This is a genomic window from Nesterenkonia aethiopica (assembly GCF_039534665.1).
Lineage (GTDB): Bacteria > Actinomycetota > Actinomycetes > Actinomycetales > Micrococcaceae > Nesterenkonia > Nesterenkonia aethiopica.
Genome location: NZ_BAAAVT010000009.1, coordinates 64,160 through 78,163 on the forward strand (window position 1 = coordinate 64,160; position 14,004 = coordinate 78,163).

The window sequence follows — 14,004 nt, forward strand, 5'->3', positions numbered from 1 at the left end:
GAGACCTCGTCACACCTGGGCCGGTGCGGAGTCGGAGCAGTGGGCCTGGAGCGCACGCATTGCGGCCGCCACCCGCGGGTTCTCCTCCGAGCCTCGGCGACGGGCGAGCAGGATCCGACGTCGTGGCACGGGAGATCCGGCCAGGGGGACCTGGACGACGTCGGGATGCGGGATCGTCATCGCCAGCCGGGGCACCGCGGCGATGCCGGCACCGGCTGCCACCAGCGCGGTCGTGGCGGTGAACTCCTGCGCCAGGTGGGCGACCCGCGGGGCGTAGCCGACGGCCCGGGTGGCGGCCAGCAGCTCGGCATAGGCGTCCTGGTGCGGATGCCCGGTGATCCAGTCCTGGTGGGCGGCGTCCTGGAGGGTGACCGTCTCCGCCGCGGCGAAGGGGTGGGCCCGGGGGACCAGCAGGTCGAGAGGGTCATCCTGGAGGCCGGTCACTGTGAGGTGATCTGCGGACAGCCCGCCGGTGGAGTCGTCGGCCACGTAGATGCCGAGGTCCACCGCCCCGGACTCCAGGGCGGCCACGAGCTCGCCGGAGTAGACCTCCTTGACCACCGGGCGCAGCTGGGGGTGCTGAGCCCGCAGGCCGGGGAGGGCCGGGGCGATGATCGAGGAGATGGCCGTGGGGAACCCGCCGATGCTGATCGGTCCGCACAGCTGTGTGGCGGCGGTCGCCACATCACCGAGGGCGGTCTCCCACTGGGCGTTGAGCGCGCGGGCGTGGGCCACCAGCCGCTCGCCCGCCGGGGTGAGGCGGACGCGCCGCCCGTGACGTTCCAACAGGTCGACGTCGAGCTCGCGGGCCAGTTCCTTGAGCTGCCGGGAGACTCCGGAGGGGGTGCGGTACAGCGCCTCCGCGGCGGCCGTGACCGTGCCGTGCTCACAGACGGCGATGAGCAGCTGGAGGCGCGAATCAATCATGTACCTATAGTGCATGAAATCAGGAAAATGATGAACCTGGACTCCATGATGATGTCCCCGTAGAACTGAAGGTATGACACCACATGCCCCCGCAGAGACGACTCTCGAGAGCCCGCGACGGCTGGCGGCCATCCTGCTGCTGTTCGCGGCGGTGATGCTGGTCGGCGGGACGGACATGACCAAGGTCGTGGTCGCCCTGCCGGAGCTGACCGCCGACGTCTCGCTCGACCCCGCCGGGTCGGTCTGGGTCGCTGACATCTACCCCCTGGCGGCCGGCGCCGTCCTGATGACCAGTGCCGTGCTCGCCGACCGCTTGGGGCGGCGACGCCTCTACCTGTCCGGGCTGGTGGTGGCCGTCCTCAGCGCCGCGCTGGTCGGCTTCTCCTCCACCGGTGCGGCGGTCATCGCCGGGCGGATCGGCCAGGGCGTCGGAGCGGCGCTGCTGATCGCCGGCACGGTCGCGATCATCCGGGTGACCTTCCCTGGAGGCCGTCTGCGCGCCCTGGCCTACGGGGTCTGGGTGGTCGGCTTCAGTGCGGGTTCGGCGCTCGGGCCGCTGGTGGGCGGAGTGCTGGTCGACCTGGCCGGCTGGCGCTGGGTCTTCTGGGTCAATGTGCCGGTGCTCGGCCTGTGTCTGGTGGCCGCCGTCGTCGTGCTGCGTGAGTCCCGCAACTCGGACCCGCCTCGCCTGGACGGGCTCAGCATCGTGTCTTCGATGGCCGCCGTCGGGCTGCTGGTGGTGGGGATGAAGACCCTGGCGCGGCCCGAGTCGCCGGCCTGGGCCAGTGTGGCGGCGCTGCTCGGCGGGGTGCTCCTCGCGGTGGTGTTCGTGGGCCGCCAGCTGCGCATGCCGCGGCCGTTCCTGGACGTGCGGCTGCTCGCCGACCCGCTGCTGGGCACCTCCGCGGTGATCATCCTCGGGACGCTCGGCGTCTTCAACGGCGCCCTGTATCTGCTCACGCAGCAGCACCAGCTGGTCGACGGACTCTCCGCCGTGCGCACCGGCATCGCCCTGCTCCCTCTGGTCGCCGCCAGTGCGGCCGGAGGGCTCCTGGGGCCGCTGCTGCACCGATGGATTTCGCAACGACCCCTCATCGTCGTCGGACTGGGCCTGGTCGCCGGCGGGCTGCTGACGGTGGCTGCGCTCGACGGCGTCGGCAGGTCGGCGGGCATGGTGCTGCTCGGGGTCGGGGCCGGGATCATCATGTCCATCGGGGCGAACGCACTCATGAGCGCGGCGCCGGAGACCCGGACCGCCGACGCCGGCGCCATCCAGGAGACCGCCTTCGCACTCGGCGCAGGCGCCGGCATCGCCGCGCTGGGGACGCTGGCGATCCATCATGGAGCCGACGTCGGCGGCGGGGCCTCCGCAGCCGTCCATGGTCCCGGCGCCGAGGCCGCCCTCGGGCTGGGTGCAGTCCTCTATGCCCTGTTCGCCCTGGGCGCGGGCCTGATCATCCTCAGCGCCGCCGATGGCGATCCGGAACGGATCGCCGAACAGGAGCCTGTGCGCAAGGCTGTGGGGGAGGCGCAGCATCATCAGGGTGCGCGGCGCGAGCGCGCGGATCGTCGCCCGCGGAATGCTGAGGGGGCCGACGTCCGGCGCGAGCCCGTCAAGGTCGGCGGTCGTCGCGGATCGGGCGTCACGTCCCGTGCGTCATCGAGGTGACCGCCCTCCCCGTCTTCTGGGGCGGAGGCCGGAGCCCTTGTGATGCGGGGGCCCATGGTATTGCCTGAAGGGATGAGTCCGGTCTCCTCTCCGCCGGCGCGCGACGCCACTCTCGACATCGCGAAGGCGCTGGCCATCATCCTCATCGTGGTCGGGCATGTGTGGCGCGCGCTGGAGCCGGCAGGCCTGGTGCAGGACCCCCTCCTGACGCAGGTGGACGGCGTCATCTACATGGCTCATCTGTCGGTCTTCGCCTTCGCAGCAGGGCTGTTCGTGGCCGGCGGGATGCGCCGCGACGGACCCTGGCACTACGCCCGCGCCCGCACGGTCACCTTCCTGTGGCTCTACACCCTGTGGTCCACCCTGCAGCTGCTGATGAAGATCGCCGTGGGCTCGGTGGTCAACGACCCGGTCTCGCCGGTGGAGCTGCTGAGGATCTGGGAGCCGAAGGAGCAGTTCTGGTTCTTCGGGTGGCTCACCCTGATGATGCTGCTCGCGGCCGCAGCCCGGCCCTGGATCAGCCGTCGGGCCGCCGCAGTGACCCTCGGGGCCGCCGCCGTCGGCTCGCTGGCGGTGTGGGGGCTGAACTGGAACGTCCTCGGTGGTGAGGGCCTCGCGCTGACGGTCTTCTTCTTCGCGGGAGTGGTGCTGACCGGGCGCCGTCTGCTCGGCTGGATGCAGGGCCTCCGCGTCGTGCCGGTGCTCCTCGTGCTCGTCGTGGGCGGCGCCGTGTGGGTGGTGCTGGGCGCCACGCTGCTGGGGACACCGCCCACGGCCTACGGGAGTCTCCGCACCGTCTCCAGCGTGGCGCTCGGTGTCGTCGGCTCGAGCGCCGGCGTCGTCGCCGTCCTCGCGGTGTCCTGGCTGTTGGCGCGGAGGTCCGCGGGCATGCGCTGGCTGGCGTGGATCGGTGAGCGGTCGCTGGTGGTGTTCGTCGCGCATGTGTTCTTCACGGCGAGCACGCGCATCGCGCTCAGCGCGGTGGGAGTCGACTCCCTCGGCGTCCACGTGGTGGTGCCTACCCTCGCCGGCGTCGTCGGGCCGCTGGTGCTCTACGTCGTCGCACTGCGGCTGCGGCAGGACTGGGTGTTCGAGGCCCCGCGGTGGCTGAGACGCCTCACCCGTGCTGACCGGAGTCCCGCCCCGCGTCCCTGAAGGCGGGTGGGTTCTCGTGTCCCGGGCGGGAATATGCACCCCATGCCCAAAGTTGAGTATCATTGACTCAAGTTTGCATGACAGGGCTCGCCGGACCTGATGTACTACAGGTGAGGGCCCGCCGAGGCGCTGAGAAAGGAGCCTTCACCCCATGGACGTCAAGCTCACCACGAAGTCGCAGGAGGCCGTGTCGGCCGCCGCGATGAACGCCAGCACCGCTGGGAACCCGCAGATCGAACCGGCCCACATCCTCAAGGCGCTGATGGACCAGCGGGAGTCCGTGGCCGTCGCGCTGCTCAAGGCCGCCGGGGCGGACCCCGACGCCGTCTCCACCCGGGCCTCCGCGGCCATCCGGCAGCTGCCGGCCACCAGCGGCGACGCCGTCGCGGCCCCGCAGTTCTCCCAGGCCGGGCTGTCCGTCATCAGGGCCGCGCAGGCAGAGGCCGAGCAGATGGGCGACGACTACGTCTCCACCGAGCACCTGCTGCTCGGTGTGGCCGCTGACGCCGGACCCGCCGGCCGCGCCCTGTCCGAGGCGCAGGCCGGCCCGGAGGCGCTGAAGGCCGAGCTGCCCGGACTGCGCGGCGACCGCAAGGTCACCACCCCGGATCCGGAGAACACCTTCCAGTCGCTGGAGAAGTTCGGCACCGACCTCACCGAGGTCGCCCGCTCCGGCAAGCTGGATCCCGTCATCGGGCGCGACTCCGAGATCCGCCGCGTGGTCCAGGTGCTCTCCCGGCGCACCAAGAACAACCCCGTGCTCATCGGTGAGCCCGGCGTCGGCAAGACCGCCGTCGTCGAAGGGCTGGCGCAGCGCATCGTGGCCGGCGACGTCCCCGAGTCCCTGCGGGACAAGACGCTGATCTCCCTGGACCTCGGGGCGATGATCGCCGGAGCGAAGTACCGCGGCGAGTTCGAGGAGCGGCTCAAGGCCGTCCTGGAGGAGATCAAGGCGGCCGAGGGCGGGATCATCACCTTCCTCGACGAGCTCCACACCGTGGTCGGCGCCGGCGCCTCCGAAGGTTCCATGGACGCGGGCAACATGCTCAAGCCCATGCTGGCCCGCGGCGAGCTGCGGCTCATCGGTGCCACCACCCTGGACGAGTACCGGGAGAACGTGGAGTCCGACGCCGCCCTGGAGCGCCGCTTCCAGCAGGTCTACGTGGGCGAGCCCTCAGTGGAGGACACCATCGGCATCCTCCGTGGCGTGAAGGAACGCTACGAGGCCCACCACAAGGTGGCCATCGCCGACAACGCCCTGGTGGCCGCCGCCTCGCTGTCCGACCGGTACATCACCGGACGTCAGCTGCCGGACAAGGCCATCGACCTCATCGACGAGGCCGCCTCCCGGCTCCGCATGGAGATCGATTCCGCGCCGGTGGAGATCGATGAGCTGCGCCGGGTGGTGGACCGTCTGACCATGGAGGAGATGGCCCTGGCGGAGGAGACCGACGCCGGCTCCGCCGAGCGCCTGCAGGCGCTGCGGGGCGACCTCGCGGACAAGAAGGAGGAGCTCGCCGAGCTCACTGCCCGCTGGGAGGCCGAGAAGTCTGAGCTCAACCGGGCCGGTGAGCTGCGCGTCCAGCTCGACGACCTGCGCAGCCAGGCCGAGCGCGCCCAGCGCGAGGGGGACCTCGCCGAGGCCTCCCGTCTGCTCTACGGGGAGATCCCCCAGCTGGAGCAGCGCCTGGCCGACGCCGAGGCCCAGGAGAGCTCGCCCGGGGAGGGCCGGGGTGCCCGCATGGTCTCCGAGGAGGTCGACGCCGACGGCATCGCCGAGGTCATCTCCGCCTGGACCGGGATCCCCGCGGGCCGTCTGATGCAGGGCGAGACCGAGAAGCTGCTCCACATGGAGGAGCTCATCGGCTCCCGGCTCATCGGTCAGCACAAGGCGGTCGCCAGCGTGGCCGACGCCGTCCGTCGGGCCCGCACCGGGGTCTCCGACCCGGACCGGCCCACCGGTTCCTTCCTGTTCCTGGGTCCCACCGGGGTGGGCAAGACCGAGCTGGCCAAGGCGCTGGCCGAGTTCCTCTTCGACGACGAGCGCTCCATGGTGCGCATCGACATGTCCGAGTACTCGGAGAAGCACTCCGTGGCCCGGCTGGTCGGCGCGCCTCCCGGGTACGTCGGCTTCGACGAGGGCGGTCAGCTCACCGAGGCGGTGCGGCGGCGCCCCTACTCGGTGGTGCTGCTGGACGAGGTGGAGAAGGCCCACCATGAGGTCTTCGACATCCTGCTCCAGGTCCTCGACGACGGCCGCCTCACCGACGGGCAGGGCCGCACCGTGGACTTCCGCAACGTGGTGCTGATCCTGACCTCCAACCTGGGCTCCCAGTTCCTGGTGGACCAGTCGCTGGAGGCCGACGCCCAGCGCAAGGCCGTCATGGAGGTGGTCAACCGGTCCTTCAAGCCGGAGTTCCTCAACCGCCTGGACGACATCGTGATGTTCGACCCGCTGTCCATGGAGCAGCTCAGCAGCATCGTGGACCTGCAGATCGGGTCCCTGCAGGAGCGGATGGCCTCCCGCCGTCTGGTCCTGGAGGTCACCGACCCGGCCCGCGAGTGGCTGGCCTTCACCGGCTACGACCCCGCCTACGGGGCGCGACCCCTGCGTCGGCTGGTGCAGCGGGAGATCGGTGACCAGCTGGCCAAGGCGCTGCTCTCCGGTGCGGTGGAGGACGGCGACACCGTCCTGGTGGACCGGCAGGAGCTCTCCCTGGAGGAGGATTCCGTGCACGGGCTCACCGTGGCGAAGAAGGATGCGGCAGTGACGGGCTGAGGCCGCGTGATCCCTCCGTCGAGTGGCCGCGAATCCCGGCATCTGCCCAGCGACGCGCCGCGACACGGGTGAAAGTACCGCGATTCGTGGCCACTCGATGCTGCTGGGGGGCTGCTCAGAGGTGGATGCCCTCGCGGGCCAGCAGACGGCGCTTCGTGGTCACCCCGCCGAAGCCGTATCCGCCGATGGAGCCGTCCGCCAGGATCACCCGGTGGCAGGGGATCGCGAACGCCACCAGGTTGTGTGCACAGGCGCTCGCCGCAGCCCGGTGGGCCAGCGGCCGTCCCGCCATCTGCGCCAGCTCCGCGTAGGAGACCGTCTCGCCGGCCGGCACCTCGCGCAGCGCCGACCACACCTGCTGCCGATACTCCGAACCCGGCTGGACGACGACGAGGCCGTCGAAGGCGCCATGGTCGCCGTCGGCGTAGGCCGCCACGGCCTCGGCAACGGCGCCCCGGTCCGTGGGCAGCGGGTTCATCTCCCGATCCGCGGTCTCCGGGGCTGTGGCCTCCAGCCGCTCCATCATCTGCTCCAGGCATCGGCCGATCGCGGCCACCTCAGGCTCCTCGCCCACGGGCCGAGCCAGGCTCGCGGCGCGGATGGTGTCATCCTCGGGGGAGTGGACGACGACGGCGGAGCCGAGCTCGCCCAGCGATGCGGAGGACCAGCGCAGCTCCGGCAGCGGCGTGGAAGGGTCGGTGGTCATCGGGTCTCCTGGCGTGGTGGAACATGGGGTGATTCCAGGGTCTCAGGCGCCGGGGTGCCGGTGCCGCAGATCAGGCGCAGGACATGTGTGCGCATCAGATGGTCTTCCCAGGTGGCGCTCTCGGGTCCGAGCTGACCGAAGCGCAGCATGTTCACCATGCCGAGAAGGCTCGCCCAGACGGAGACGGCCCGCAACGCTGAATGAGGGGGTATGGCCAGGCCGAGCTCGTCCAGGTCCCTGGCGAGCCAGAGCGCCGCCGGGTCCCGTGCCGCCGACTCGGAGGAGAGTCGGGGATCGTCGGTGTCGTCGTCAAGGGCTGCGACCAGCCGAGCCACCTGGATGGCGACGCGTGTCCCGGGGAGGACAGTGTGCCGTGGGGCCCGGTAGTCCGCCACGGGGGACCCATGGATGAGTTCCCACCGGCGGGGATGACGCCGGGACCAGTCCAACATTGCGAAGGCGACCGATTCCAAGGAGTCATCACGTGCCACAGCGGCGTCGACCGTGTCTGCCAGGCGATCGTAGGCGTCGGTGATCAGGAGCGTCAGCAGCTCGTCCCGACTCCGCACGTAGCGGTAGACGGCACTGGAGACCACGCCGAGGTCCCGTGCCACCGCTCGGAGCGACAGACTCTGGGCGCCGTCGGCGTCGAGGTGGCGGGTGGCGATCTCCAGCACGGCGGCCTCCGTGGCCTGCCTGTTCTTCTGGCGGGGCGTCATGCCGGCGTCGGGCGTCATGGCACGAGGCTAGCAGGAGGCGGAGATCACCAGTCACGCATGAGAGCAGTGCTCTTGTTTTCGGGAGCTGTGGGGAATAGGGTCGATTCGTCATCGGAGAGCAGTGCTCTCATTCGTGGTGCGGGACATCGACAGGAGGCTGGCCATGCGCACAGCAACGGTCATCGGCTATGGGCAGATCGGAGCGCGGATCGTCGCCGATCTGCTGCGTCAGGGAGTGGAGACGACGGTGGTGACGCGCTCTGCGGGGGCCTCGGTGCCGGACGCGGCGAGGCATGTGATCGGCGATGCCGGACGCCGGGACGACGTCGCCGGCGCCGCAGCGGGGGCTGAGGCGATCTTTGCCTGCTTCCACACCGGGTATGACGCCCGGCTATGGGCAGATGTCCTGCCCGGGTTGGAGCAGGTGGTGCTCGATGTCGCTGCCGAGCAGAGCAGCGTGGTGATCTTTCCCGAGTCGACCTACGCCTTCGCGGCCCAGGCGGAGGAGCTCAGAGACGACGCCGCGTTCGCGCCCGCAGAGGACAAGGGACGGGTGCGTCAGCAGCTGATGGAGGCGCGGTCGGCTCATCCCGCTCGCGCGCTCAGCGTGCTGGCGGGAGATCTCGTCGGCCCTGATGCTGTGCCCGGGACGAGTGTGGTCCGCATGATGATCACGGACCGCGTGGCGGCGGGTCGGCGCCCCATCGTTCCGGCAGACCCTGATGTGCCGCATGCCCTCACCGACATCGCCGATCTCAGTGCGGCGATGATCCACAGTGCGGAGCACGTCGAGGAGCTGCTCGAGGGGATGCCAGGGGCCGGTGGGCATCGGCTGCTGATCGCGCCGTCGCAGGCGCCGACCCTGCGTGACGTCGGCGAGCGTGCGGCCAGAGTCGCCGGTCGTCCTGTGGCGGCGCCGTGGGTGCTGCCTCATGGTGTGTTGCGCGCTGCAGGGCTGGTCAGTCGGACGGCGCTGGAACTCGCCCGGCTTCAGCCCATCTGGTGGCGTCGCTGCGTCCTGGTCCCGAGCGGAGAGTTCGCCGGTGCACTGCCTGGAACGCCCTGGAGGCGCAGCGTCGAACAGATGGTGAGGCAGAGCGTGGAAGGGGCACCTGTCTGAGGCTGGCCGCCGCCTCAGGCGTCGGCGTCAGTGCTGTCAGCGTCGTCCGTCTCGTCTTCGGTGTCCTCCGTGCCCTCGGCGTCATCTCCGGCGTCATCTCCGGAGCCGGGCTCGGCGTCCTCATCGTCGGCGGCGGAGGAGTGCTCCTCCGGGTCCACCACGAAGTTCCCCGTCATGGTGGTGCCGCCGGCGGGCTGCAGCAGGCAGTTCACCCGCCGGTCGCTTTCGCGACGCCAGGTGGACTCGGTCGGGTGGGAGATGCGGACCTCCAGTGCGAAGTCCACGGAGTCCACGGCGTCCTGGTCCAGCTGGCCGTTCTCCTCGCAGGCGCGGTGGGCCCGCTCCGAGATCTCCTCATCACCCGGGTACTCGCCCACCTCAAGGTCCTCCCAGTGGATCACCTGCACGTCATAGCTGTGGTCGCATTCGATGATCGTGGCAGGGGCGGATTCGTCATGCGGCTGGAAGCCGGTCAGGCAGTCGCCGGCCGACCACTGGTCCGGGGCGGCGTCGCGGAGGATCACCCCATCGATTCCGGGATCGTCCTCGCGCTCCGCGACCGTCTCCGGCAGCTCTGTGGGCTCCTCGCGGATCAGGAACCACCACAGCAGAGCCAGCATGAAGAGCACGACCAGCCCGCCGATGAAGACGAAGGGGAGCATGTTCGGTCGGTGTGGGTCCCGGTGAGCGGTCTCGCGGACGTCGAACTCCTCGAGCCCCGCAGGCTCCGCCTCCTCGGGCGTGCCGGTCGGGGTGTCAGCGGCCGGCCCGTCCGTGGCCGGCTCGTCGGCGGGCATCTTCTGCGCGGGTGTCTGACCCTCCCCGGAGGTGCGGGCGTCACGAGCACCCTTCCCTCGGGCGGCGCGCTGGCGAGCCTCGCGGCGGGCCCGGCGCGTCTGCGGCGAGGACGTCCCGTCCTGGCCGTCGGTGCGGGCTGTCGGGTCGGTGGTGCCGTCTTCGGTGCTGTCTTCCACTGCGGCGGTGCTCCTGTGCGCGTCGTGGCGGGTTCGGCGGGGGCCTCCGGCGGAGCCCCGCGGCGCGCCGCCGGGGTGATGTCCGTCCCATCCGGCCGTCATCCAGGGTGCCGTCAGGTGGTGACGGCACCCGGAAGAACAGCCTGTGAGCAGGTGGGGACCCCCGTGAACTGGACCTTCCCGGCGCGCGACACACTGCAGGACGGGCCCGAGTGGAGGGCTTCGCCCTGCGCGGACGTGCGACGCGCCGTTCCCAATCATGTTAACCTAGGAAGCACGAACCAGTTGATCGCAGAGATACTCCCGCGGTGGACCCTGCCCGGCATCGCGAGGACCAGAGAAGACAGAGGGGGTCTCGCTCATGGGGCGCGGCCGTCAGAAGGCGAAAGCAACGAAGCAGGCTCGGGAGATCAAGTACTTCACCCCGAACACTGACCTGTCAGCTCTCGAGCGAGAGCTGGCTCAGTCGCGTGGGGACAGCTCGGCGGATGACCTGACCTCATACGAGTCGGAGGACGAGTCGTACGGCTACGACGACCTCTCAGACCGCTACGGCCGCTGAGTTCGTGGAGCAGCGCAGCACGGCTCCCCTCAGCAGGTCGGCACAGATCAGCAGTCACGAATCCGACCCGGCGATGACCGCCGGGTCGGATTCTGCTGTGCCTGGAAACGGCACCCGCTACACCGATTCCCCGGCCTTCACCACACCTGTGGCCAATGCGCATCGGGCCGCTCTGCGTTCCATCGCCCGGGTGGTGGAGGACAGCGCCCCGCCGCAGCCCGCCCAGGAGGCCCGCGCAGGAATCCTGGAGATGATGGGGTCCCTGAGGGTCCTGGTGGTCACCGGGGCCGGCGTCTCCACCGATTCCGGCATCCCTGACTATCGAGGCCCGCAGGGCTCGCTGCACCGGCACCGTCCCATGACGTACCAGGAGTTCCAGCACGACGCCGGCGCCCGTCACCGGTACTGGGCCCGCAGCTATGTGGGCTGGCGTCACATGGACCAGGCTGCTCCGAACATGGCCCATCGCATCCTTGCCGACTGGCAGCGCCGGGGGCTGCTCTCCGGCCTGGTGACGCAGAACGTGGACGGTCTGCACGCCCAGGCGAACCGCGAGGTCGGAGTCGCCAGCCCCCTGATCCCGCTGCACGGGGACCTGGGCACCGTGGTGTGCCTGGCCTGCGGCAACCGGGAAGACCGGCGGCACCTGGACTCGCGGCTCGAGGAGGCCAACCCGGGCTATGCCGAGGAGGCGATCCACGCCGCCGAGAACGTCAATCCCGACGGCGACGTCAGCCTGGACGACTCCTGGGTCCAACGGTTCCACATGGTGGCCTGCCTGGTCTGCGGCTCGACGCGTCTGAAGCCCGACGTGGTCTACTTCGGCGAAAGCGTCCCGCCGGAGCGCAAGGCCGCCGTCGACGAGCTCATCGACGCCTCCACCGGACTGCTCGTGGTGGGGTCCTCGATGGCCGTGATGAGCGGCTTCCGGATCGCCCTGCACATGCGGCGGGCCGGCCGTCCGATCGGGGTCATCAACGGGGGCCCCTCCCGTGCGGACGCGAAGGCGGACTGGCGCTGGCGCACGCGCATCGCCCCGGCGTTGCAGGACCTCGACGCCGCCCTCGCCTGAATCTCATTGCTTGGCTGAACCTCAGTGCTCGGCTGAACCTCAGCGGGGCGGAGACGTCGCCTCAGCCCTGCGAGTGTCCACCCGCGCCGAGCTTGACGATCGCCTCCACGATCGTCGACCGCTGCGCCTCGGTGAAATGGCCCGGGGTCAGCGCCTCGTAGAACCACAGCCCGTCGGCGGCCAGTCGCGCCAGGAACGGCAGCAGGGCAGGGTCCGGCTCGGAGTCCCGGGAGGAGCCGCTGTCTCCTGCGCTGTCTCCTGCGCTGTCGCCACTCGTCGGGGCCGGAGCCCCGCTCGGGGCCGGAGGGGACCAGCGGTCGTGGACCCGGTCCCAGGCGGCCTGGGCGGCCGGATCACCGGCGGACTCCAGCATCAGCAGCAGCTCGGCCCGGTCCGGGTTCTGCGAGGCGCGGATATAGGCGTCCAGGCGCTGCCCCGGCGTCAGCTCCTCATAGGGGCCGCCGGCTTCGGACTCCATGCAGGCCTCCCACTGCCCGGAGACGTGCTCATGCAGCGCCAGCAGCATGTCCTCCCGGGACGGGAAGTGGTAGAGCAGCCCGCCCTTGGTGAGTCCGGCTTCGGAGGCCACCGATTCGTAGGTCAGGGCCGTGACGCCGTCGCGCTGGACGATGCGCGTGGCGGCCTGCAGGATCTCGGTGCGTTTGGACTGTCGCATGATGGTCAAGCCTAACCGTCGTGGAGCGCGGGGCGCTCAGGAGTGCCGGGCCCTCAGTGGTTGCCCGGGTACGCCTGCGATGCGGTGCCGGGGGTGTAGCGGCGCAGCAGGGACAGCGTGGTAGCGGCGCCTGCCACCAGCACCACGGCGACGGCGACCAGCACCGCCACGAAGGCTCCGTCCATGGCGTCGGCGGCCGCGAGGACGACGTCGGACCGGCCGCTGGTCAGCGCCGCCGTCGGGCTGGCGTCGGCGAACTCGCCGGCACCGGTCGGCAGCACCAGGAACCGGAAGTAGGCGAAGTTCAGCAGGCTGCCCATCGTCGCCACGGCCACCAGGCCGCCGAACTCGTAGGAGACCTCCTCGATGGAGGCCGCCATCCCGGCCCGGCGCGGCGGGACGTTGCCCATGATCGCCGTGGAGGCCACGGAGATGGAGGCGCCGAGCCCGGCGCCCATGATCAGCAGCCCCAGCACCAGCACCGGCAGCAGGTGCTGCGCGGCCCCGACGACGGCGACGCCGGCGCCCACCGCCGCTGTGCTCAGTCCACCCCCGATGAGCAGCAGCAGACCGGTGCGCTGCAGGACCGCACCGCCGATCAGGGCCAGCGGCAGGGAGCCGACGGCGATGACGGAGACCAGCAGGCCCGCCTCCAGCGGGGTGTAGCCCTCCACGAGCTGGAAGCGCTGCGTGCTGGCCAGCTGGGCGCCCATGATGGCGAAGACGCTGGTCGCGGCGGCCACCATGCCTCCGGTGAAGGCCTTGTTCCGGAACATCGTGAAATCGATCAGCGGCTCCTGGCGCCGGGTCTGCCGCCGGCCGAAGACGGTCAGGGACGCGGCGGCGACGACGGCGGAGCCGATCACGAGCGGCCAGTTGATGTGGTTCTCCGCCAGGGACTTGATGGCCAGCACGGAGGCCGTGAGGCCGACCATCACCTGGGCCGAGGAGACCCCGTCCCAGTGCTTGCTGGGATTCCGGCGGTTGGGCGGGCCGATCAGGATGATGGCCAGCAGTCCCGCGACGGCGATGGGTACGTTGATCAGGAACACCGAGCCCCACCAGAAATGCTCCAGCAGCAGTCCGCCCACGATGGGGCCGATGGCCATGCCGACCAGCGAGACCGACGCCCACACGGCGATGGCGACGTTCCTCTCGCGCTCCATGGGGAAGCTGATCCGGATGAGCGCCAGGGTGGCGGGCATCATGGCCGCCGCCCCGACGGCGAGGAGCGCCCGGGCGGCGATGAGCGTCTCCGCAGTGGGGGAGAAGGCGGCCGCGAGCGAGGCGAGCCCGAAGATCACCAGCCCGTACTGGAAGAGCCGTTTGTGGCCGAGGCGGTCGCCCAGGGACCCGGATCCGGGCAGCAGCCCGGCGATGACCAGCGGATAGGCGTTGATGATCCACAACGACTGCGAGGTGGAGGCCTGGAGATCCTCGGTGAGCCGGGGCAGCGCCGTGTAGAGGACGGTGTTGTCCAGGGTGATGAGCAGCAGCGCGGAGGAGACGATGACGAGCACGCTCCAGCGCTGCCAGCGGGAGAGCTGCTGGCCGGGGCCGGTGTCCACGACAGGGAGGGAGGCAGTCGTCATGCCAGAAACTGTACCGGACGTATGGTGAAGTGTGGAGGGTTCTGGGACCGAGA

Annotated in this window: 12 protein-coding genes; 6 read left to right on the forward strand and 6 right to left on the reverse strand. The window is 70.6% G+C overall.

Translation table 11 applies throughout. From position 1 onward, the window contains the following. Window positions 1-9 precede the first annotated feature (9 nt). On the reverse strand, window positions 10-927 hold the full coding sequence (locus ABD658_RS08250; protein ID WP_344685867.1) for a LysR family transcriptional regulator: 918 nt from the start codon (window positions 925-927) through the stop codon (window positions 10-12). A 73-nt stretch (window positions 928-1,000) separates the two neighbouring features. Here ABD658_RS08250 and ABD658_RS08255 point away from each other — a divergent pair, with 73 nt between their 5' ends. The 3 genes from ABD658_RS08255 (at window position 1,001) to clpB (ending at window position 6,530) form a co-directional block, all read left to right on the forward strand. Then, window positions 1,001-2,596, forward strand: coding sequence for an MFS transporter (locus tag ABD658_RS08255; RefSeq protein WP_344685865.1), 1,596 nt, complete (start codon window positions 1,001-1,003; stop codon window positions 2,594-2,596). A gap of 72 nt (window positions 2,597-2,668) precedes the next feature. Beyond that, window positions 2,669-3,751, forward strand: a complete 1,083-nt coding sequence (locus ABD658_RS08260; RefSeq protein ID WP_344685863.1) for an acyltransferase family protein — start codon at window positions 2,669-2,671, stop codon at window positions 3,749-3,751. Window positions 3,752-3,902: 151 nt separating this feature from the next. Beyond that, window positions 3,903-6,530 (forward strand): ATP-dependent chaperone ClpB, encoded by a 2,628-nt coding sequence (clpB, locus tag ABD658_RS08265; RefSeq protein ID WP_344685861.1) that lies wholly within the window; start codon window positions 3,903-3,905, stop codon window positions 6,528-6,530. 115 nt (window positions 6,531-6,645) lie between these two features. Here the strand turns inward: clpB and ABD658_RS08270 are convergent, their stop codons facing one another. Together ABD658_RS08270 and ABD658_RS08275 are read right to left on the reverse strand one after the other, a co-directional pair. Beyond that, window positions 6,646-7,236 carry a methylated-DNA--[protein]-cysteine S-methyltransferase gene (locus ABD658_RS08270; RefSeq protein WP_344685859.1) on the reverse strand — a complete coding sequence of 197 codons (591 nt, stop codon included), beginning with the start codon at window positions 7,234-7,236 and terminating at the stop codon, window positions 6,646-6,648. Further along, window positions 7,233-7,973 (reverse strand): TetR/AcrR family transcriptional regulator, encoded by a 741-nt coding sequence (locus tag ABD658_RS08275; RefSeq protein ID WP_344685857.1) that lies wholly within the window; start codon window positions 7,971-7,973, stop codon window positions 7,233-7,235. Before ABD658_RS08275 ends, ABD658_RS08270 begins: the two co-directional genes overlap by 4 nt. A gap of 145 nt (window positions 7,974-8,118) precedes the next feature. Between ABD658_RS08275 and ABD658_RS08280 the strand changes: the two genes are divergently transcribed. Further along, window positions 8,119-9,075: an NAD(P)H-binding protein gene (locus tag ABD658_RS08280; RefSeq protein WP_344685855.1), complete on the forward strand. Its 957-nt coding sequence runs from the start codon at window positions 8,119-8,121 to the stop codon at window positions 9,073-9,075. Between the two features lie 14 nt (window positions 9,076-9,089). Here ABD658_RS08280 and ABD658_RS08285 read toward each other — a convergent pair whose 3' ends face one another. Beyond that, window positions 9,090-10,049 (reverse strand): hypothetical protein, encoded by a 960-nt coding sequence (locus ABD658_RS08285; RefSeq protein WP_344685853.1) that lies wholly within the window; start codon window positions 10,047-10,049, stop codon window positions 9,090-9,092. 361 nt (window positions 10,050-10,410) lie between these two features. On the opposite strand from ABD658_RS08285, the gene ABD658_RS08290 reads away from it, so the two are divergent. After that, on the forward strand, window positions 10,411-10,611 hold the full coding sequence (locus ABD658_RS08290) for a DUF3073 domain-containing protein (protein ID WP_070160596.1): 201 nt from the start codon (window positions 10,411-10,413) through the stop codon (window positions 10,609-10,611). A gap of 97 nt (window positions 10,612-10,708) precedes the next feature. Then, complete coding sequence (locus ABD658_RS08295) at window positions 10,709-11,683, forward strand: Sir2 family NAD-dependent protein deacetylase (RefSeq protein ID WP_344685851.1); 975 nt, start codon at window positions 10,709-10,711, stop codon at window positions 11,681-11,683. 61 nt (window positions 11,684-11,744) lie between these two features. On the opposite strand, the gene ABD658_RS08300 is transcribed toward ABD658_RS08295, so the two are convergent. Continuing rightward, entirely contained in the window at window positions 11,745-12,359 is a 615-nt protein-coding gene (locus ABD658_RS08300) for a TetR/AcrR family transcriptional regulator (RefSeq protein ID WP_344685849.1), read from the reverse strand. A gap of 53 nt (window positions 12,360-12,412) precedes the next feature. Next, window positions 12,413-13,951, reverse strand: a complete 1,539-nt coding sequence (locus tag ABD658_RS08305; protein ID WP_344685847.1) for an MFS transporter — start codon at window positions 13,949-13,951, stop codon at window positions 12,413-12,415. Window positions 13,952-14,004 lie beyond the last annotated feature (53 nt).